Source organism: Rothia sp. HMSC075F09 (assembly GCF_001810515.1).
GTDB lineage: Bacteria > Actinomycetota > Actinomycetes > Actinomycetales > Micrococcaceae > Rothia.
On record NZ_KV801798.1, the window covers coordinates 349,892 to 369,487 of the forward strand.

Genomic DNA, 19,596 nt, shown 5'->3' on the forward strand with positions numbered 1-19,596 from the left:
CCGCATTACCTGGAACGCTTCCAAAGCACCTCGAGTGCCCACGGAAGCGCCACAACATTTCAAGGAGAAACACATGGCTGATGCAGCCCGCGCGGCACGACTTGCCGACCGCATCAAGGTAATTGTGGCGAAGGCGCTGGAGCGTCGTGTTAAGGACCCCCGCCTCGGTTTTGTGACCATTACCGATGCCCGCGTGACCAACGACCTGCAGCACGCAACCCTGTACTACACCGTGTTCGGCTCCGAAGAGGACGCCGCAAACACCAAGAAGGCGCTGGAATCCGCTAAGGGCATTCTGCGCGCCGAGGTTGGTAAGAACATCACTGCCCGCCTGACCCCCACCCTGACTTTCGTCGCTGACGAGGTTCCCGAGAACGCCTTCCACATTGAGGCGCTTCTGCGTGAGACTCGCGAGCGCGACGCCGCCCTGGCTGCTGCAGCCGAGGGTGCCGAGTACGCTGGTGAGGCTGACCCCTACAAGAAGGATGAGCCTGCCGAGGGTGAGGACGCCTAAGTGGCGAAGAAACAACCTCAGGGCCCGTCCGGCCTGATGGTCATTGATAAGCCCGCCGGGATGAGCAGCCACGATGCGGTCTCTCAGATGCGTCGTATTGCTGGCACCCGGCGGGTTGGTCACGCCGGTACGCTGGATCCCGCCGCGACCGGCGTGCTGATTTTGGGCATCAATAAGGCGACGAAGCTGCTGACCTACCTGGTCGGTCAGGATAAAACCTATGACGCGACGATTCGCCTGGGCATTGAGACGCTGACTGAGGATGCCGAGGGCGAGCACACCGCCGCGCATCCTGATGCCGTCGAGGCGCTGACCGGTCTGGACGCTGAGCAGATGCACTCGCGCATCCTGGAGGCTGTGGCGCAGCTGAGCGGCGATATTCTGCAGGTTCCTTCTGCGGTGTCCGCTATTAAGATCAACGGTGTTCGTTCGTATGCGCGTGTGCGTAGCGGTGAGCAGGTTGAGTTGGCGGCGCGTCCGGTGACGATTAGCGAGTTCACGGTACATTCCATCAACCCTGGTTTTGCCGAGTACGTGATTGAGGACCCCGAGAATGAGGGCGAACACGCGGCAACCTCGGTTCCCGTGATTGACTGCAAGGTGACGGTTTCGTGCTCTTCGGGCACCTATATTCGTGCCCTGGCGCGTGATTTGGGCAAGATTCTGGGCACCGGTGGCCACCTGACGGCTCTTCGCCGTACCCGTGTGGGCGCGGTGGTGCTTGAGGATGCCGCCGATTTGGCGCAGTTGAAGCAGCGCCGTGAAGAGTCGGAGGCACCGCTGGAAGATTTGCCGCTGCTTCCCCTGGAGGAGGCGGCACGCCGCATCTTTGGTGCGCGTGAGCTCTCTGCCGCGGAGGCGAGCGACATTTCTTACGGTCGTCGTATTAGCCCCAGCGGTGACGGTTCCGTGGTGAAGCGTTCCGTGCACGCGAGCGCGGATGAGTCCGGCGCGGTGCAGCATGCCAGCGTTGAGGGTATTGTGGCGGGCTTCGCCCCGGACGGTACCCTGGTTGCCCTTCTGGAGAATAAGAAGCAGCGCGGGAAGGTGCAGGCCGCCCCGGTGCTGGTTTTTGAGGCGAATCGTTCCTTCAACTAGGCGTTGAGGGCTTATGATGGGCGAAGAGGGTTCGGCGTTTGCGCCTGCCCACACCTGATTCCTTCAAGCCTGATTCCTCAAGCCTGATTGATCCAGTGCCTATTGAATATGCGCCCTACCGAATGTGCGCCCCCTATTCATTCAACACGCTAACGTAAACAACCCCTGAACACACATGACTACTCGTGCGGGTGCCGCCCGGCCCCGCTGAAGGAGAGAAGATGAGCGAGAACCAGAGCTCTGCTAAGAAGGCGAGTGAGCCTCGTACCGCGCCGGTACCCCGCGTGGAGTCTGCACAGGCTGAAGCTACCGTAACCGGGGCTGCTACTCAGAGCGGTGCCGCGAAGGCTGCCGGTGCTAAGAACGCTGAGCCTATTTCTGCGGCGAAGGCACCCGAGGGTGTTCGCGTAGCCGCACCGGCGTCCGGCGATAAGGCGTCGCAGAAGGCGGCTAAGAAGGCTGAGAAGAAGGCAACCCGCGAGGCGTTTGCCCGCCCCAAGAGCCTTGAGGAGGCGGCTAAGCCTCAGAACCGTGCGGCGTTCCGCGCGGCGGTGGCGCTGTACGGTCTGTTCATGATTGCGTACGGTGTGTGGCAGGTTCTGGGCGGTGTCCGCGTCATTCCGGATGCGCCTCAGGACTTTGCGAACGCCTCGGTGCAGTCGAACTACGTGTTCTTCGCGGCAGCCTATGTGGGTGTGGGCCTGTCCTTCGTGTTCATTGCCCTGAAGTTCAAGTGGGTGAACATGCTCGTGTTCTCCTGCCTGGTGGTTTTCTTGGGCGGCGTGGGTCGTATCCTGTCGTGGGCGTTCTTCGGCACCCCGCACTGGTCGCTGATCGTGCTGATGGTGACTGAGCTTGTGATTCCTCCGTGCCTGCTGGTGTGGTACGGCTGGATTAACAAGTCCAATAAGATTCGCGAGGAGATGCTGAAGGCTTCTCGTAACCAGGCTCGTAAGTAGTCGTAACGCCCGGGAAGGTTCCTGCCGCACGGTGGGGTGCCTGCCCGGGCTTTCTTATGGGTGGGTGCTGCGCATGGATTTTCCAGGTGCGGAGGCTGCACAGTTGAGTGCCAGATACCCCGCCGCATCCGCAAAGGTAGGGGAGAGGGCACCGCCTGCGAGGGGCGCCGTTCCATTCCCTGTTGATTCCCGTTTTGAATTCTGCATCCTGCCGCCTGTGGTCTAGGATGGTTAGGTACATTTATCTTTTTCAGGAGAGCCCGTGACCCTCTACACCGCTTTGAGCGAGGTCCCCGCCGGCTACGGCCCCTCGGTCGTGACCATCGGCAATTTTGACGGCGTGCACCGTGGACATGCCCGCGTGATTTCGCGCGTGGTCTCCCTTGCTGAAGAGCACGGTTTGAGCTCTATCGCGGTCTCTTTTGACCCGCACCCGATGCAGGTGCACCGTCCCGAGGCGGCCCACCACGACATTATGGGTCAGGGTTCGCGCCGCTACTTCATGTGCCTGCTGGGTCTGAACGATTACCTGCTGCTGAACTACAACCTGGAGTTCGCTGCGCAGACCCCCGAAGAGTTCGTGAAGTCCACCTTCGTGGATGCGCTGAACGCGCGTTTCGTGGTCATCGGTGACGACGTGCGCTTTGGTAACAACAACTCCGGCGACCTGAACACCATGCGTGAGCTGGGGGAGAAGTACGGCTTTGAGGTGGTTGTCGTTGAGGATCTGATGGTGGATGAGAACACCCGCTGCTCCTCGACCCGCATCCGCCAGCTGCTGCTGGAGGGCGATATGCCCGCCGCAACCGAGCTGCTGGGCCGCCACCACATGATGGCTGGTGAGGTCGTACACGGTCTGGCGCGCGGCCGCGAGTTGGGCTTCCCGACCGCGAACCTTGAGCTTGAGGCACGCGGCCTGATTCCCGCCGACGGTGTGTACGCCGGCTGGCTGGTGGACGAATCCGGTAACCGTCACCCCTCCGCTATTTCGGTGGGTACGAACCCGACCTTTGACGGTATTGAGCACCGCCAGGTTGAGGCGCACGTGATTGACCGCCCGGAAGAGCGCGTGGAGGATTTCAACCTGTACGGTCAGCGTGTGCTGATTGAGTTCGTGAAGCGTCTGCGTCCCATGGTGGCGTACACCGGTGTTGAGGCGCTGATTGAGCAGATTAACGATGATGTGGTGCAGACCCGCGAGGTGCTGGCTGAGGACGCGAAGAACTACTGCCCGCCGGAGTGCCCGGTGCAGGCGGAAGTGAAGCATCCCCAGCTCTAACCCCACCACGGGTAACCCAGCCACAGGGCGCCGCAGCCTGCATTTTCTGCGGTGATGACGTGTGATGCCCCGGCGGTAAGATTTTCGGATCTGCCGCCGGGGCTTTTGCGTACCCGACCGGACGGGCAAAAGCGGGCACCTTCTTCGCGCCTGACCGCCTGCGCCTCCGAAGAAACAACCCGCGCCGCACGCCTTGATGTCCTGCGCCTCCCGTGAGGCACCCCTGTTTTAGTCGTCCTCGTTTTAAGAGAAGATAGAGTCATGGAAAAAATGAACGTCGAATCCTTCAACCTCGACCACCGCGCCGTAGCAGCACCCTACGTGCGTATCGCAGACCGCAAGATCCTGCCCGGTGGCGACACCCTCATCAAGTACGATATCCGCTTCACCCAGCCGAACACCGCGCACCTGGAAATGCCGACCGTGCACTCCATCGAGCACCTGAGCGCCGAGCACATGCGCAACCACACCGACCGTCTGATTGACTTCTCCCCGATGGGCTGCCAGACCGGTTTCTACGCGCTGACCCTGGGCCTGGAGCCCGAGGATTTCTTCCCCATCCTGGAAGCAACCCTCAACGATATCCTCAACGCGACCGAGGTTCCGGCAGCGAACGAGGTGCAGTGCGGTTGGGGTGCCAACCACACCCTCGAAGGTGCGCAGGCTGCGGCTCGCGAGTTCCTCGCGGCACGCGATGAGTGGGCTCAGGTGATGGCGTAATGAGCGCACAGATCCCTGATGCTTTCGCATCCGCCTTCAACCCGGTGGACTTTGACCCGAACGCTTTCGACCCGGCTGAGGCATTCAACAGCATGTTTGAGCTGATGGACGGCATGTCCAACGCCATCATCATTCAGGTGGCTATGGATGAGGAGCTCGCACCCTTCCTGAAGGTGACCGAGGAGCTGCAGCCCTCCTTCACCGAGGGTGCGGCGGTATTCCACCCGCGTTACCTGCAGGTGGGCGAGGACCAGGTTCCGCTGCTGCTGGTTCGCTCCAAGATTGGTCTGGTGAACGCGGCGAGCGCCGTCACCGAGGCGATCAGCTACTCCTCGAACTGCCTGGGCGTCATCAGCGCAGGTACCGCCGGCGGTTTGGCTCGCGGCATTAACGTGGGCGACGTGCTGATTGGCGAGAACTACACCTACACTGACGCCGACGCGACCGCCTTCGGTTACGCGCGCGGCCAGGTTCCGGGCATGCCCGAAAGCTACGACGGCCAGGCGGACGAGTGGCAGGATGCTCTGGAGCATGCGCTCGCCGCACTTGAGCCGGTGCGTGAGCAGGCTGAGAGCGTGTGGGAGGTGCGCCGCGGCCAGATGCTGGCGGGTAACTCCTTCGTAACCGCCCACAACGTGAAGGACACCCGCGAGGCGTTTGAGGGCGCCATCAGCACCGACATGGAGACCACCGCTATTGCGCAGGTCTGCCACAACTACGAGATTCCGTTTATCGGAGTGCGTTGCGTGTCTGATCTGTGCGGCCCGGAGGCTGACCAGGACTTCCACCTCTCCGTGGATGTGGTGGCTCCTCGTTCGGCTCGTTACGCTCTGCAGCTGGCTGCTGAGCTGTGGACCGAGGCGCAGCTGGAGGCGCTGGAGCTGGCTCTCTAAAGCTCTAGAACTAACGATCCAGAGCATGCGGCACGATGTGAGCTCGCATGCGGCAAGTGCCGGGGCGTGAACCTGACGGGTTTGCGTCCCGGTATTTTTGCGCCCCGGTCCTTTTGTGCCGGTCTTTTTGTACTGGTTTTTGTACCCCAGTCTTTTTCTGATTAGGCACCTGATGTACCCGGTCCGTAAGAAACGCAGAAATATTAACCGCGGTGAATATACATTCTGTGTGTCGTGGAGTACTATGAATGAGGAAACTGTCCGATCTCACAGAGGAGTACGTCGTGAAGTTCTGCCCGACTCTCGCCTCCGTCACCGGTCTGCTCGGTGGCTACAAGGTTGCATCTAGCACCGGCATCCGCCCGCTCGGTGGCGCTGTCCTGGCACTGTGCGGTGCCGTGGCTTACAAGAATTGGAAGCGTAAGGCTGGCGCAGGCCGTGCCACCTTCCTCACCGCTGTCTACCTCGGCGCGTTCGGCGCCGCTCATCCGCTCGCCAAGAAGCTTGGCGCGTGGCCTGCAGTCTACACCGTGACTGCTGCAACCGCTCTGTGCTCTATCGTCATTGGACGTAAGCGACAGAAGTAGTCTTTGACGAAAAGACGGCGGAAAGGCAACGTTGCCTTCCCGCCGTCTTTTGCGTTCCCTCCCACCGTACCGGTTGGGTGGGGATGCGACGGGGCGACGCGCGAAGGCAACACCTTCTGCGCATCGCCCCATCACTCGATGGGGAGTGAATCAACCGGTACCGCTCTCAGCCACCTGCTAAGCTGCGGCACCGCCCGATAAGTTTCCCCGCCACCGGCGGGTACACCCCACGAGGTAAAGGAAAAGAAGAAGATGAATACCACTCCGGACTCATCCCCGGTACAGCAGGGCGTAGCTGAGGCTACCTCCGAGAGCCCGCAGCTAGCGCGTGGACTCTCCCTGCGTCACATCATGTTCATCGCCCTCGGCTCCGCCATCGGCACCGGCCTGTTCTACGGCTCTGCATCCGCCATTCAGCTGGCGGGCCCCTCCGTGCTGCTTGCCTACGTTATTGGTGGCGCTGCAGTGTTCATGGTAATGCGCGCAATGGGCGAACTCGCCCTGGCGCACCCGGTCTCCGGAGCGTTCTCCGAATACGCCACCCGCTACCTTGGACGCTGGGCGGGTTTTGTGACTGGCTGGACCTACGCCCTGGAAATGGCGCTGGTCGCCATCGCGGACGTCACCGCCTTTGCCGTGTACATGAAGTTCTGGTTCCCGAACAGCCCCTCCTGGATCTGGATCGTCTCGGTTCTGCTGATTCTGCTCGCCATTAACCTGGCGAAGGTCAAGGCGTTCGGCGAAACCGAATTCTGGTTCACGCTCGTGAAGGTCAGCGCCATTATCGCCATGATCGTTGGCGGCGTGATTCTGCTCTTCGTGGGCGTGCAGGCACACGACTCCGTAGCGCCCTCGGTTACGAACCTCTGGGCTCTTGAAGGCGGCTTCTTCGCGAACGGATTTACCGGCTTCCTCGCTTGCTTTACCGTGGTGATGTTTGCCTTCGGCGGTATCGAGAACATCGGTATTGCCGCCGGTGAGGCGAAGGACCCGCGCACCTCAATTCCCAAGGCGATTCGCACGGTGCCGTTCCGCATCCTCATCTTCTACATTCTGACCCTGTCGGTCATCATGTCCCTGTACCCCTGGTACTCGGTGACGAAGGCGAACTCGCCGTTCGTGCAGATTTTTGAAGGTCTGGGCATTCCGGCTGCCGCTTCGATTCTGAACGTGGTCATCATTACCGCCGCAATCTCTGCGCTGAATGCGGACGTGTACGGTGCCGGCCGCATGATGTACGGCCTGGCGAAGCAGAACTTGGCGCCGGCTTCCTTTGCGAAGGTTACGAAGAATGGTGCGCCCTGGATGACCACCCTCATCATGGTGCTGGTTATGGCGGTCGGCGTGATTGTGAACGTGCTCTTCGAGAACGCGTTCGAGGTGGTCGCCTCCCTGGCAACCTTCGCGACCGTATTCGTGTGGGTCATGATTCTGCTGGCGCACATTGCCTTCAAGCGTAGCGGCGCCGATACCGAGGCGCAGCCGGTACACCAGCCCCTGTGGCTGAGCTACATGGCGTTGGCGTTCATGGTCTTTATCGTGGTGCTCTTCGGCTGCTTCGCGGACACCCAGCTGGCGCTGGTGATGGGCGCAATTTGGTGCCTGTTCCTGCTGGTCTACTACCGCCTCGTGGTTGTGCGCGCTCGTGCAGAAGCAGCAGAAGCATAGGGAGCAGAAGCACAGACACCGAATAAACGTAGAGCCCACTGAATAAACGTAGAGCCCGGTGCGAGGACTCGGCGTGAGAACCCGACTGTGAAGCCCGGCGACCGGTAGTGTGATGAGCTACCTGTCGCCGGCTTCTGCTCACCCTTCCACGAAAGCGCCCCGGTAGCGTAGAATGGGAAGAACGCGTCTGCAGTCCGCAGTAGACGACGTGTATTACAGGGCGTAAGCCCACCACCCGGCGGCAACCGTCCGTACGGGACGTATGCGGTACTAACTCTAGGAGTTAAAAGTGGCACTGGATCCCGCTGTCAAGCAGGCAATCATCAAGGAATACGCAACCCACGAGGGCGACACCGGTTCGCCCGAGGTTCAGATTGCAGTTCTGTCTCGTCGTATCGCCGACCTGACCGAGCACCTGAAGTTCCACAAGCACGATCACCACTCCCGTCGTGGCCTGATGATCCTCGTTGGTCGTCGCCGCAACATGCTCGGCTACCTGAAGAGCGTCGACATCGAGCGTTACCGTTCGCTGATCGAGCGCCTGGGTCTGCGCCGATAAAACAGGAGCGTCTTGACGCTTTTGTGGTGATTAATCGCCTTTAGGCGGTGTGTGCGGACGTGCTGTCAGCACTACCAACCCTCCAACACGGAGGCGGGTAGCGCCAGCGCGTCCGTACTGCCGCGTTGAGGGGCGCATCTTCCGCTCGCTAGATTCGGCGCTAGATTCCAACGCTAGATTCACTGCGAGAAATCGGTAGAAGACGCCGCCCCACCTGAAAGAAAGAACAGAAGGCCGTACTGGCACACACGCCGCGGTCCTCGGTAGCGAATTACGGAATAACACCACTCCCACAACCGTGCCGACACACGTCAAGCACACGAAAAGGCGGGGGAGAGGTGCCGTGGTTTCCTATCGAAGGCCGACTCGTGCGCCGTACGGCCTGCCAAGAAGAAAGAAGGAACCGTGGAAGGTCCCGAAATCAAGTTTGCTGAAGTCGAAATCGACAACGGCATTCACGGTAAGCGCCACGTGCGCTTTGAAACCGGCCGCCTCGCAAAGCAGGCTGCTGGCTCCGTCCTCGTCACCATCGATGACGAGACCACCCTGCTCTCCGCAACCGCAATCGGCAAGTCTCCCCGTGAGGGCTTCGACTTCTTCCCGCTGACCGTGGACGTGGAAGAGCGCATGTACGCAGGCGGCAAGATTCCCGCATCGTACTTCCGCCGCGAAGGCCGCCCCAGCACCGAGGCAATCCTGGCTGCACGCCTGATTGACCGCCCGCTGCGCCCCGCCTTCACCAAGGGCATCCGCAACGAGGTTCAGGTCGTTGTGACCGTCCTGACCTACGAGCCGGACGAAATCTACAACACCTTCGCAATCAACGCTGCGTCCGCATCGACCTCCCTGTCCGGTGCGCCGTTCAACGGCCCCATCGGTGGCGTGCGCATGGCACTGATCGACGGCCAGTGGGTCTGCTTCCCCAAGTACTCCCAGCTGGAAAACGCTGTGTTCGACATGGCTGTTGCAGGTCGTATCGTCACCAAGGCTGACGGTACCGAAGACGTCGCCATCATGATGGTTGAGGCAGAAGCAACCGACAACTCCTGGAAGCTCATCAAGGAAGACGGCCAGACTGCCCCCACCGAAGAGATTGTCGCAGAGGGCCTGGAAGCAGCTAAGCCCTTCATCGCAGCACTGTGCAAGGCGCAGGCTGACCTGGTGGCTCGCGCAGGCAAGCCCGCCCTGGAACTGCCCTTCTTCGGCGGCCACGGTGAGGACGTCGACGCAGCAGTTGAGGCATTCGCAGCAGACCGCCTGGCAGAGGTGTACTCCATCGCTGGCAAGCAGGAACGCGAAGCAGCGGCAGCTGAGCTGCAGGAAGAGCTCATGGAAGCTCTCACCGGCGAAGGTAAGGAATTCGAAGAGCGCTCCAACGAGGTCTCCGTAGCATTCGCTGCCCTGACCAAGCACGTGGTTCGCCAGCGCATCCTCACCGAGCAGGTCCGTATCGACGGCCGCGGCCTGACCGACATCCGCCAGCTCACCGCTGAGGTCGAAATCCTGCCCCGCGTTCACGGCTCCTCGCTCTTCGAGCGCGGCGAAACCCAGATCATGGGTATCACCACCCTGAACATGCTCAAGATGGAGCAGCAGCTGGACTCCCTGCACCCGGTCAAGTCCAAGCGCTACATCCACCACTACAACTTCCCGCCGTACTCCACCGGTGAGACCGGCCGCGTGGGTTCGCCCAAGCGCCGCGAAATCGGCCACGGTGCACTCGCAGAACGTGCAATCACCCCGGTGCTGCCCTCCCGCGAAGAGTTCCCCTACGCAATCCGTCAGGTCTCTGAGGCTCTGGGCTCCAACGGCTCGACCTCCATGGGTTCGGTCTGCGCATCGACCCTGTCCCTGCTGAACGCCGGTGTGCCGCTGCGCGCACCCGTTGCAGGTATCGCAATGGGCCTGGTCTCTGACGAGGTTGACGGCGAGACCCGCTACGCAGCCCTGACCGACATCCTCGGCGCGGAAGACGCACTGGGCGATATGGACTTCAAGGTTGCAGGTACCTCCGAGTTCGTGACCGCTATCCAGCTGGACACCAAGCTCGACGGTATCCCCGCATCCGTGCTCGCTGGCGCACTGACCCAGGCACGTGAGGCTCGCCTGCACATCCTCGAGGTGCTCGTCAGCGCGATTGACGCACCGGATGAGATGAGCGAGTTCGCACCGCGCATTATTTCCGTGAAGATCCCGGTAGCCAAGATCGGTGAGGTCATCGGCCCCAAGGGTAAGATGATCAACCAGATCCAGGAAGACACCGGCGCAGACATCTCCATTGAGGACGACGGCACCGTGTACATCGGCGCAGCTGACGGCCCCTCCGCCGAGGCTGCACGTTCGGCAGTGAACGCTATCGCTAACCCGCAGGTTCCCGAGGTTGGCGAACGCTACCTGGGTACCGTAGTGAAGGTGACCGACTTCGGTGCGTTCATCTCCCTGACCCCCGGTAAGGACGGTCTGCTGCACATCTCCGAGATGCGTAAGCTCAACGACGGCAAGCGCGTTGTTGACGCTGAGGACGTTGTCTCCGTGGGCCAGAAGGTCCAGGTGGAGATCACCAAGATTGATGACCGCGGCAAGCTCTCGCTGGCACCGGTCGTTGAGGGTGGCGACGACGAGTAGTCGTAACCCCCGCTAAGTGATGAGGGGCGTTCGGCGCACCCGGTGCGGTTCACTCCCCGCCGGGTGTGTCGGGCGCCCCTTCGCTGTGCTTGCCCTGCATCTTTTGATGCTCACCCACCCCACCAACTGTGGGACTGCCTACAGGCAGTGGGGCGGGAATGCTTACCTTCAGACGTACCTGTTGAAAGGTTCTTCTCCCTATGTCTATTTCCCTGCCCGTCGAGCTTGAGGCCATCGCCGAAGAGCTCAACTACGAGCACGGCCGCCTCATCTACGAGGGTGTAGGCGGCAATGAGGTGCGCCGCTCCATCCTGCCCGGTGGTGTGCGCGTGATTACCGAAAAAATGCCCGGTACTCGCGGCGTATCCATCGGCTTCTGGGTGGGAGTCGGCTCCCGCGACGAGGCCCCCGGCATGCTTGGCTCCACCCACTTCCTGGAGCACCTGCTGTTCAAGGGCACCGGCACCCGCACCGCCCTGGACATTGCATCCTCCTTCGACGCGGTAGGCGGCGAATCTAACGCCCTGACCGCTAAGGAGCACACCTGCTACTACGCGCGCGTGCTCGACGATGACGCGCCCATGGCGGTGGACGTCATCACCGACATGGTCACCAACGCCCTGCTGGACCCGGCTCACCTGGAACAGGAACGCGGCGTGATCCTCGAAGAGATCGCCATGGACCAGGACGACCCGACCGACGTTGCCTTCGAGAACTTCGTGGAGCAGCTCATGGGAGAGAACCCGCTGGGCCGCCCCATCGGCGGTACCCCGCAGGAGATTACCGAGGTGCCGCGTGACGCCGTGTGGGAGCACTACAAGCGCTACTACACCCCGGACCGCCTGGTCATTTCTGCCGCTGGTTCGCTGGAGCACAGCACCATGGTCCGCCTCGTATTGGAGGCGCTGACCCGCTACGGCTGGAACCTGCAGGAGGGCGTGGCACCGGCACCGCGTCGTGTACGCACCGACAGCGGCATTGTTCCGCTGAGCGAGCTGCGTGAGGTGGAGAAGGGCTTCGAACAGACCAACATTGTGATGGGCTGCCCGAGCATTATCGCCGGTGACGACCGCCGCTACGCGATGAGCGTGCTGACCAGCGCATTCGGTGCGGGCATGTCCTCGCGCCTGTTCCAGGAGATTCGTGAGAAGCGCGGCCTGGCCTACAGCACGTTCGCGTTTTCCGGTGCGTACTCGGATGCCGGCTACTTCGGCATGTACGCGGGCTGCCTGCCCGCTAAGACCGAGCAGGTGCGTGAGGTCATGGGCTACGAGTTCGATAAGCTCGCCACCGCCGGTATTACTGAGGAGGAGCTGACGAAGGTCCGCGGCCAGCTGGCTGGCTCTACCGTGCTCGGTAGCGAGGATTCGGGTTCGCGCATGTCCCGCCTGGGTCGCGCCGAGCTGGACTCTGGACTGTTCACCAGCACCGATGAGCTGCTGGAGAAGATTCGCGCGGTCTCCCTGGAGGAGGTTCGCGACCTGGCGGCGTACCTGGGGCAGCAGCAGATGATTACCACCATCGTGCGCTAACCCCTGAACATCCCTAACGCACAACGCTGGTAAGGCATAGAATGCCCGTTCCCACACCCCACCAAAGCGGGGGAGGGAACGGGCATTTTGTGTGCATCGGTATCTACGAAGAGATACTTCCAAGAAGTGCTTCCGAGTGTTCTGCCGCCCATGCTCTTGACGCTCAGCATGAGCGGCAGAACCGAAAAAGCTACCGCTGAGAGCTACTACTTCTGTGCCTTGGCAATAGCTTCCATCAGCACCTGGGCGTAGAGCTCCTGACCAGCAACCTCAGGGTGAACACCGTCAGAGGCCAGCAGACCACTCTGAGTCTGCAGAGCCTGGCGGATCGTAGAGTTCCAATCCGCAATGATCACACGATCAGAATGCTGAGCCGCAAACTCACGAATCTTACCGTTCGAGTAGTCAATCCAGGTCAGGTTGCGCGGGCCGTAACCGGTGACCAGCACCAGCTTAGAATCGGCGGGCATAGCCGCCAGAACCTCGTCGAGCTGACCATCCAGAATGGTCGAGTTCGCGGTCACCGACAGCACGAAGGTCTTACGGATCTGGCCGTTGGAACCCATAGACTTAATAATCGGCAGGGCCTTAGCAATGGTTCGTCCCTCAGCCGCATCGATAGATGCCTCGGGCATCTTGTCGTACAGCTCGGGGGACACAGCCACCACAATGGAGTCACCCACAATGGTCACCTTCGAAGAATCCACCGAACCTGTAGCAGCCTTAGAAGCCGAGGGGCTTGCCGAAGCCTTCGCGTCCTTGCCCGCAGCGCTCGGGCTTGCAGATGCGCTCGCAGCCTGCGCCTCCTGGCGTGCCTTCAGACGCTCAGCGGCGGCACGCTTGCCGTCCTCAACGGACTGCTGGGCGGTGGTCATCGCCGGAGCGGTGTGTACCGCCAGACCGGTCGAAGCAGCCGCCACAACAGCGGCAAGAGCCACCGAAACCGGCAGGAACTTGGTGCGAGAGGACTGGAAAGCCGCCACCGCACGGTTAGCGCTACCGCGGAAACCGTAGCGGCGGATCGGGGTCTCAACCCAGCGGTACGACATCTCCGCAATGGCGAAGGTCGCCACCAGAACACCCACGTTCACCAGCGGGGAACGGTCCGCACCCAGCAGGTAGTGCATGACCACGGCAAGCGGCCAGTGCCACAGGTACAGGCCATAGGAACGTTCGCCCACCCAGCGCAGGGGAGCGAAGTTCAGCAGGCGGCGCAGTATTTCGGAGGCGCCAGCGAGCATATCGGGCAGCATACCCTGAATCACGCCCAGCGCCAGCAGGGAGGCGCCGAACAGGCCCCAGGGAATCGCTCCGGGTGCCGACTCGGGAACCAGAATTGCGTAGGGAATCAGCGCGAACAGGGACAGCCAGCTGATCATGACGCGGGCGAACGCGACCAGGCCGAAGGGCTGAGCCACACGGTACAGCACGGACTGCTGCAGCGGCGGGTACAGCGACCAGGGGCGCGCGAACGCCAGCAGGGCGCCGAGCAGCAGGCCGTACAGGTGCGTGTCGGTACCGTAGTAGACGCGGCTAATGGGTGCGCCAGACATCAGAAGAGCGGTGGCGGTGCTCAGCGACGCAATAATACCCAGCACCATGACCACGCTAAAACGACGCCAGCGGCGGCGCAGCAACAGACCAGCCGCAACAATCAGCAGCGGCCACACCACGTAGAACTGTTCTTCCACCGCCAGGGACCAGAAGTTCGTGAAGAGCTCCGGGGAGGTCTGCGTGAAGTAGTCGTTACCGGCAAAAATAGAAATCCAGTTGGACGAGAAGGTCGCCGCACCGGCGAGCTGTCGGCCGAGGTTCACCTGAATATCGCCGCCAATGAGCAGGCTGACCGGTCCGAGAACCAGAATCAGCAGGGTAATGGCGGGAAGCAGTCGGCGGGCACGGCGGATCCAGAAGTTGCCCAGGGCAATTTTGCCGGTGAGCGCACCTTCACGCAGAAGCAGGGAGGTAATCAGGAAACCGGAGATGACGAAGAAGATATCCACGCCAATCATGCCGCCGGGTAGTACGGTGGGCCAGAAATGGTACACCATCACGAGGAGCACAGCGATTGCTCGCAGACCGTCCAGACCCGGCAGAATATAACGCCGGTTAGCCTCATCTGGACGCACGGAGGAGGTAAAGAGGGACTTCATACTGTCAAGGCACTCCGTAGGATGGAAATTATAGAAATACTTCCTAATTATATGGTTGCTAACTTTAGATAACGTATTAAACGGCTTGTATGACGGTTAGATTACTTCGCTTTTTATGCCGCTGAGGTTCCGCAGGGCATCTCACCCCGTGTGTGCGATGGCGTGCACCGCGCCCACACGGGGGATAATAGAGGCTGTACGTCACAGCGTCTGCCCCATCGTCGGGGTGCACAAAAGCTACGGAGGAGAGAAGATGGCCCACGAGGGCGACGAAAAAATCTGGAAGGTAGCGGTACTCGGTGCCGCAGGCCGCATGGGCTCTGAGGCGGTGCGCGCCGTCAACACCTCCGCAGACATGGACCTGGTGGCGGCACTGAGCCGTGGCGACGACCTGCAGGAGCTGGTCGATGCCGGCGCAGAGATTGTTATTGACCTGACCGTTCCCGAATCCAGCGAGGCGAATGTGCGTTTCGCGGTGGAGCACGGTATGCACGCGGTGGTTGGTACGACCGGTTGGACCCCCGAGCGCCTGGACTCCCTGCGCGAACTGCTGACCGAGCACCCCGAGGTGGGTGTGCTCATCGCCCCGAACTTCGCGATTGGTTCGATTCTCGCCACCGAGTTCGCGGCGAAGGCGGCACGCTACTTCGAATCGGTAGAAATCATTGAGATTCACCACCCGAACAAGGTGGACGCCCCCTCCGGTACCGCTGTGCACACCGCCCGCAAGGTGGCAGCCGCCCGCGCGGAGGCTGGCGTGGGCGCAAGCCCGGATGCCACCACCTCCGATCCTTTGGGCTCGCGCGGTGCCGTGGTCGACGATATTCACGTACACGCGGTGCGTCTGCGCGGCATGGTGGCGCATCAGGAGATTCTGCTGGGCGATCCCGGTCAGCAGCTCGTGATTCGTCACGATTCCTTTGACCGTGTCTCCTTCATGCCCGGCGTGCTGTTGGGTGTGCGTGAGGTGGCGGCGCATCCGGGTTTGAGCGTGGGCTTGGACGCCTACATGGATTTGTCCTAGGAGAGAATATTGTCTGAACAGACTTCACCCGACACCTCGCCGGTATCTTCCGAGGCTCGTAGCCCCTGGTGGACTTCGCTACGTTTGTGGACTGTCTGCGCCTGCGTGCTGATGGTGCTGACCGTGCTGATTCTGCCGCTGCCTCTGGCGGCGCGTGCCTCTATCCTGGGCGTGCTGATTTTTAGTGCCGTCTTTGTGACGGTGGATGCCGGCGGCTGGGGTAAGACCTTCGCGGCACTGACTTGCGCGCTGCTGACCCTGTACCTGGTACACATTGCGCAGCAGGGGTTCGTGATGCTCACCTCCGGTTCGGTGGCTGGCATTGTGCTTGGCGCGGGTATGATTTTGCTGCCGATTCTGGGTGCGTGGGCGCTGGTGCGTGAGGTGCTTTTCGGTGCTCGTATTCAGCGTATGGCTCAGGAGTTGGCTGCTTCGGGTGAGCTGGCGGAGGATACCCTGCCGCGCACCCCCTCCGGTCGTGTGGACCGTGAGGCGGCGGCGGTGGAGTTTGAAGGCTTTGCGGCGGCGGTTGAGCAGGACCCCGAGAACTGGAAGGCGTGGTTCAACCTGGCGTGCATGTACGATGCCGGTGGTGAACGCAAGCGTGCCCGTGCGGCGATGCGCAACGCGTGGGCGTTGCGTTCGGGCGGTCAGGCGAAGGGCATGCGTTAGGCTCTGACCCTGCGATCCCTAGTCAATGCCACATTTATTTTCGGTATGAGACTGATAACGCCGAGGCTATGTGCCCGGTTTCATAGGCTCTCGTGGAAGTACCGCGGGTTTGAAAGAGTCCGAATAGTAGAACACGCATGAAAACTTATGCGTTCTAACGGAAAAATCTGCATTTCGGGCGTACTCTGGACATATGTCTGAGAACCTTTCGAACCCCGGTACTTTTGTTGAACCCGTCTTCGGTCGCCTCCTGACCGCAATGGTGACCCCCTTCGCGAAGGACGGCTCCGTTGATGAAAAGCAGGTCGCAGACCTGGCGAACTACCTTGTGGAGAACGGCCACGATGGTCTGGTGGTCTGCGGTACCACCGGTGAATACTCCACCATGACCGATGACGAGAACGAGCGCGTCTTCCAGATTGTGAAGGATACCGTCGGTTCTCGCGCGAAGATTATTGCCGGTGTTGGTTCGAACGATACGGCGCATACTATTGAGCTGGCGCACCGTGCCGAAAAGATTGGTGTGGACGGCCTGCTGGTTGTGACCCCCTATTACAACAAGCCGACTCAGCCGGGTGTCTACGCCCATTTTGCGACCGTTGCGCAGGCAACTGAGACCCCCGTCATGCTTTACGATATTCCGGGTCGTGCGGGCATCCCCATCGCACCCGAAACCTACCGTCGCCTTGCAGAAATTGATAGTATTGTAGCGGTGAAAGACGCCAAGGCAGACTTCGGTGCCGCAACCGAGGTCATGGCAACCACCGACCTGCACTACTACAGCGGCGACGACGGACTGACCCTTCCCTGGATGGCAATGGGCGCCGTCGGCCTCGTTTCGGTGACCGCACACGTGGCACCTGCACTCTTCCGTGCCCTGATTGATGCTGTCGTTGCACAGGACCTGGTGGAGGCTCAGCGTCTTCACCTGGAACTGACTCCGATTGTCCGAGCAACCATGGGTCGTGCCCCCGGTTGCGTTGCCGCCAAGGAAATTCTCTCCTGGCAGGGTGTGCTGGATGAGCCCGTCGTTCGCTTGCCGCACGTACTCTCCGAACCGGAGGTTGCCCAGGCTATGCGAGCTGACTTGCTCTCCTCGAGTATCGCTCACACCCTGAAGAACGCCTAAACTTTAACGCAGAACCTGCACAACTTATCGTGCAGAGCGCGTATATATAGAGGACTTAGGCTACCGTCACACCCCGCTTTTGGGGCGCATGATGTAGTCAACGGATGCGGACTCCACACCTAGCAATGGGTGAGGGGTCCGCTCTGGCGTATTGCCACGGTTTACCGCCCAATGATTCGGCCCCCACTCAGACAGGGGCCCAGCTTAGGCAGAGGCACCCGCGCACTACGCCCCCGAATACTTTTGAATACTTTCGGTGATTTGGACGCACCGGCAGCACCCCACCTCCTCGGCATGTGAGAGCCGAACCGGCGGGAGCGCTTGCGGTACGAAGCGTCGCCTACGAATCACAGACATCACAAGAAAACATAGAAGAAAGAGGAGACACACGATGAGCGTCTTTGAAGCGAATCTTCCCCTCCCTCCCCGCCTGAAGAAGGACACCCTGCGCGTGGTGCCCCTGGGCGGCCTGGGCGAAGTCGGTCGTAACATGACCGTGTACGAAATCAACGGCAAGCTGCTGATTGTTGACTGCGGCGTGCTCTTCCCCGAAGAGTCCCAGCCCGGCGTGGACCTGATCCTGCCCGACTTCAGCTACATTGTCGACCGTCTGGACGACGTGGTTGCCATGGTGCTGACCCACGGCCATGAAGACCACATCGGCGCGGTTCCCTACCTGCTGCGCCGCCGTCCCGACATCCCCCTGGTCGGTTCCGAACTGACCCTGGCACTGGTTGAGGCAAAGCTCGCCGAGCACCGCATCAAGCCCTACACCCTCGCGGTGAAGGAACACCAGGTGGAGCGTTTCGGCCCGTTCGAGTGCGAGTTCGTTGCTGTGAACCACTCGATTCCGGACGCGCTGGCTGTCTACATCCGCACCAAGGCCGGCAAGGTTCTGCACACCGGTGACTTCAAGATGGACCAGCTGCCGCTGGACGGCCGCATCACCGACCTGCGCCACTTTGCTCACCTGGGCGAGGAGGGCGTGGACCTGTTCCTGCCGGACTCCACCAACGCTGAGGTTCCCGGCTTCACCCCGACCGAGAAGCACATCGGTCCGGTGCTGTCGAACGTCTTCCGTGACGCAAGCGGCCGCATCATTGTGGCGTCCTTCTCCTCGCACGTTCACCGCGTGCAGCAGGTGCTGGATGCAGCCGCTGAGCGTGGCCGCAAGGTCGTGCTCGTGGGCCGCTCCATGGTGCGTAACATGACCATTGCTGAGAAGCTGGGCTACCTGAAGGTTCCCGCCAACGTGCTGGTGGACCTGAAGAAGGTTGACGACTACCGCCCCGACCAGATCGTGATGATGTGCACCGGTTCGCAGGGCGAGCCGATGGCGGCACTGTCGCGCATGGCGAACGGTGACCACAAGATTCAGATTGAGCCCGGCGACACCGTGGTGCTCGCCTCCTCGCTGATTCCCGGTAACGAGACCAGCGTCTTCCGCATCATTAACGCCCTCATGAAGCTGGGCGCTAACGTGGTGCACAAGGGCAACGCGAAGGTTCACGTTTCCGGTCACGCTGCCGCGGGTGAGCTGCTGTACTGCTACAACATCCTCAAGCCGAAGAACGTTATGCCGGTTCACGGTGAGGTTCGCCACCTGATTGCTAGCGGTGACCTGGCGATGGAGACCGGCGTTCCGAAGAAGAACGTGCTGCTCTGCGAGTCCGGCACCGTCGTGGACCTGCGCGATGGCGTGGCGTCCGTGGTGGGCGAGGTTCCCTGCGAGTACCTGTACGTTGACGGCCGCTCCGTCGGTGAGGTCACCGAGAGCGACCTGAAGGACCGCCGCATCCTGGGTGAAGAGGGCTTCGTGTCCATCGTGACCGTCATTGACCGCGCAACTAAGCGCGTGGTGACCGGCCCGGATATTCACGCTCGCGGTATCGCTGAGGACGACTCGGTCTTTGACGAGATTGTTCCGAAGATTACCGCCGCTCTGGAAGATGCTCTGCACCGCGCACCCGAGAAGGTGCACACCGTGCAGCAGCTGCAGCAGATTGTGCGCCGCACCATCGGTGCTTGGATTTCTCGCCGTCTGCGCCGCAAGCCCATGATTGTTCCCGTGGTGGTTGAGAACACCTCGAAGGCTGCGAAGAACTAATACTCTGCGCGAGGCTAACTGCCTGGCATAGCGAAAAGGTGGGGTCGATACTTGGTGTCGGCCCCGCCTGCCGTGTA

Annotated in this window: 16 protein-coding genes; 15 read left to right on the forward strand and 1 reads right to left on the reverse strand. The window is 61.2% G+C overall.

The window, feature by feature from the left end; all coding sequences use genetic code 11:
• Window positions 1-73: 73 nt before the first annotated feature.
• The 11 genes from rbfA (at window position 74) to HMPREF2749_RS08865 (ending at window position 12,434) form a co-directional block, all read left to right on the forward strand.
• Window positions 74-514: a 30S ribosome-binding factor RbfA gene (gene rbfA, locus HMPREF2749_RS08815; protein ID WP_005507090.1), complete on the forward strand. Its 441-nt coding sequence runs from the start codon at window positions 74-76 to the stop codon at window positions 512-514.
• A complete protein-coding gene (gene truB, locus HMPREF2749_RS08820) occupies window positions 515-1,612 on the forward strand; it encodes a tRNA pseudouridine(55) synthase TruB (RefSeq protein ID WP_070594118.1) in 1,098 nt (365 codons plus the stop codon).
• A gap of 221 nt (window positions 1,613-1,833) precedes the next feature.
• Window positions 1,834-2,571, forward strand: a complete 738-nt coding sequence (locus HMPREF2749_RS08825; protein ID WP_070594119.1) for a DUF4345 domain-containing protein — start codon at window positions 1,834-1,836, stop codon at window positions 2,569-2,571.
• 262 nt (window positions 2,572-2,833) lie between these two features.
• Window positions 2,834-3,850, forward strand: coding sequence for a bifunctional riboflavin kinase/FAD synthetase (locus tag HMPREF2749_RS08830; protein ID WP_049345127.1), 1,017 nt, complete (start codon window positions 2,834-2,836; stop codon window positions 3,848-3,850).
• A gap of 261 nt (window positions 3,851-4,111) precedes the next feature.
• Window positions 4,112-4,570 carry an S-ribosylhomocysteine lyase gene (locus tag HMPREF2749_RS08835; protein WP_049341699.1) on the forward strand — a complete coding sequence of 153 codons (459 nt, stop codon included), beginning with the start codon at window positions 4,112-4,114 and terminating at the stop codon, window positions 4,568-4,570.
• Window positions 4,570-5,463 (forward strand): 5'-methylthioadenosine/S-adenosylhomocysteine nucleosidase, encoded by an 894-nt coding sequence (gene mtnN, locus HMPREF2749_RS08840; protein WP_049341700.1) that lies wholly within the window; start codon window positions 4,570-4,572, stop codon window positions 5,461-5,463. Before HMPREF2749_RS08835 ends, mtnN begins: the two co-directional genes overlap by 1 nt.
• Window positions 5,464-5,711: 248 nt before the next feature.
• On the forward strand, window positions 5,712-6,050 hold the full coding sequence (locus HMPREF2749_RS08845) for a hypothetical protein (protein WP_049341701.1): 339 nt from the start codon (window positions 5,712-5,714) through the stop codon (window positions 6,048-6,050).
• A 252-nt stretch (window positions 6,051-6,302) separates the two neighbouring features.
• The gene (locus HMPREF2749_RS08850; RefSeq protein WP_070594121.1) at window positions 6,303-7,718 is read left to right on the forward strand and encodes an amino acid permease; all 1,416 of its coding nucleotides are present in this window, start codon (window positions 6,303-6,305) and stop codon (window positions 7,716-7,718) included.
• Between the two features lie 289 nt (window positions 7,719-8,007).
• The gene (gene rpsO, locus HMPREF2749_RS08855; protein ID WP_005507098.1) at window positions 8,008-8,277 is read left to right on the forward strand and encodes a 30S ribosomal protein S15; all 270 of its coding nucleotides are present in this window, start codon (window positions 8,008-8,010) and stop codon (window positions 8,275-8,277) included.
• Window positions 8,278-8,682: 405 nt separating this feature from the next.
• Window positions 8,683-10,902: a polyribonucleotide nucleotidyltransferase gene (locus tag HMPREF2749_RS08860; RefSeq protein WP_070594123.1), complete on the forward strand. Its 2,220-nt coding sequence runs from the start codon at window positions 8,683-8,685 to the stop codon at window positions 10,900-10,902.
• A 200-nt stretch (window positions 10,903-11,102) separates the two neighbouring features.
• On the forward strand, window positions 11,103-12,434 hold the full coding sequence (locus HMPREF2749_RS08865; protein WP_005507100.1) for a M16 family metallopeptidase: 1,332 nt from the start codon (window positions 11,103-11,105) through the stop codon (window positions 12,432-12,434).
• A gap of 206 nt (window positions 12,435-12,640) precedes the next feature.
• Here the strand turns inward: HMPREF2749_RS08865 and HMPREF2749_RS08870 are convergent, their stop codons facing one another.
• Window positions 12,641-14,587, reverse strand: a complete 1,947-nt coding sequence (locus HMPREF2749_RS08870; protein WP_070594125.1) for an acyltransferase family protein — start codon at window positions 14,585-14,587, stop codon at window positions 12,641-12,643.
• 253 nt (window positions 14,588-14,840) lie between these two features.
• Between HMPREF2749_RS08870 and dapB the strand changes: the two genes are divergently transcribed.
• From dapB to HMPREF2749_RS08890, 4 genes are all read left to right on the forward strand, one after another.
• The gene (gene dapB / locus HMPREF2749_RS08875) at window positions 14,841-15,611 is read left to right on the forward strand and encodes a 4-hydroxy-tetrahydrodipicolinate reductase (protein ID WP_070594127.1); all 771 of its coding nucleotides are present in this window, start codon (window positions 14,841-14,843) and stop codon (window positions 15,609-15,611) included.
• 9 nt (window positions 15,612-15,620) lie between these two features.
• The gene (locus HMPREF2749_RS08880; protein ID WP_049348889.1) at window positions 15,621-16,283 is read left to right on the forward strand and encodes a tetratricopeptide repeat protein; all 663 of its coding nucleotides are present in this window, start codon (window positions 15,621-15,623) and stop codon (window positions 16,281-16,283) included.
• Window positions 16,284-16,476: 193 nt separating this feature from the next.
• Window positions 16,477-17,412, forward strand: a complete 936-nt coding sequence (dapA, locus tag HMPREF2749_RS08885; RefSeq protein WP_005507104.1) for a 4-hydroxy-tetrahydrodipicolinate synthase — start codon at window positions 16,477-16,479, stop codon at window positions 17,410-17,412.
• Window positions 17,413-17,803: 391 nt separating this feature from the next.
• A complete protein-coding gene (locus HMPREF2749_RS08890; RefSeq protein ID WP_070594129.1) occupies window positions 17,804-19,519 on the forward strand; it encodes a ribonuclease J in 1,716 nt (571 codons plus the stop codon).
• Window positions 19,520-19,596: the final 77 nt, after the last annotated feature.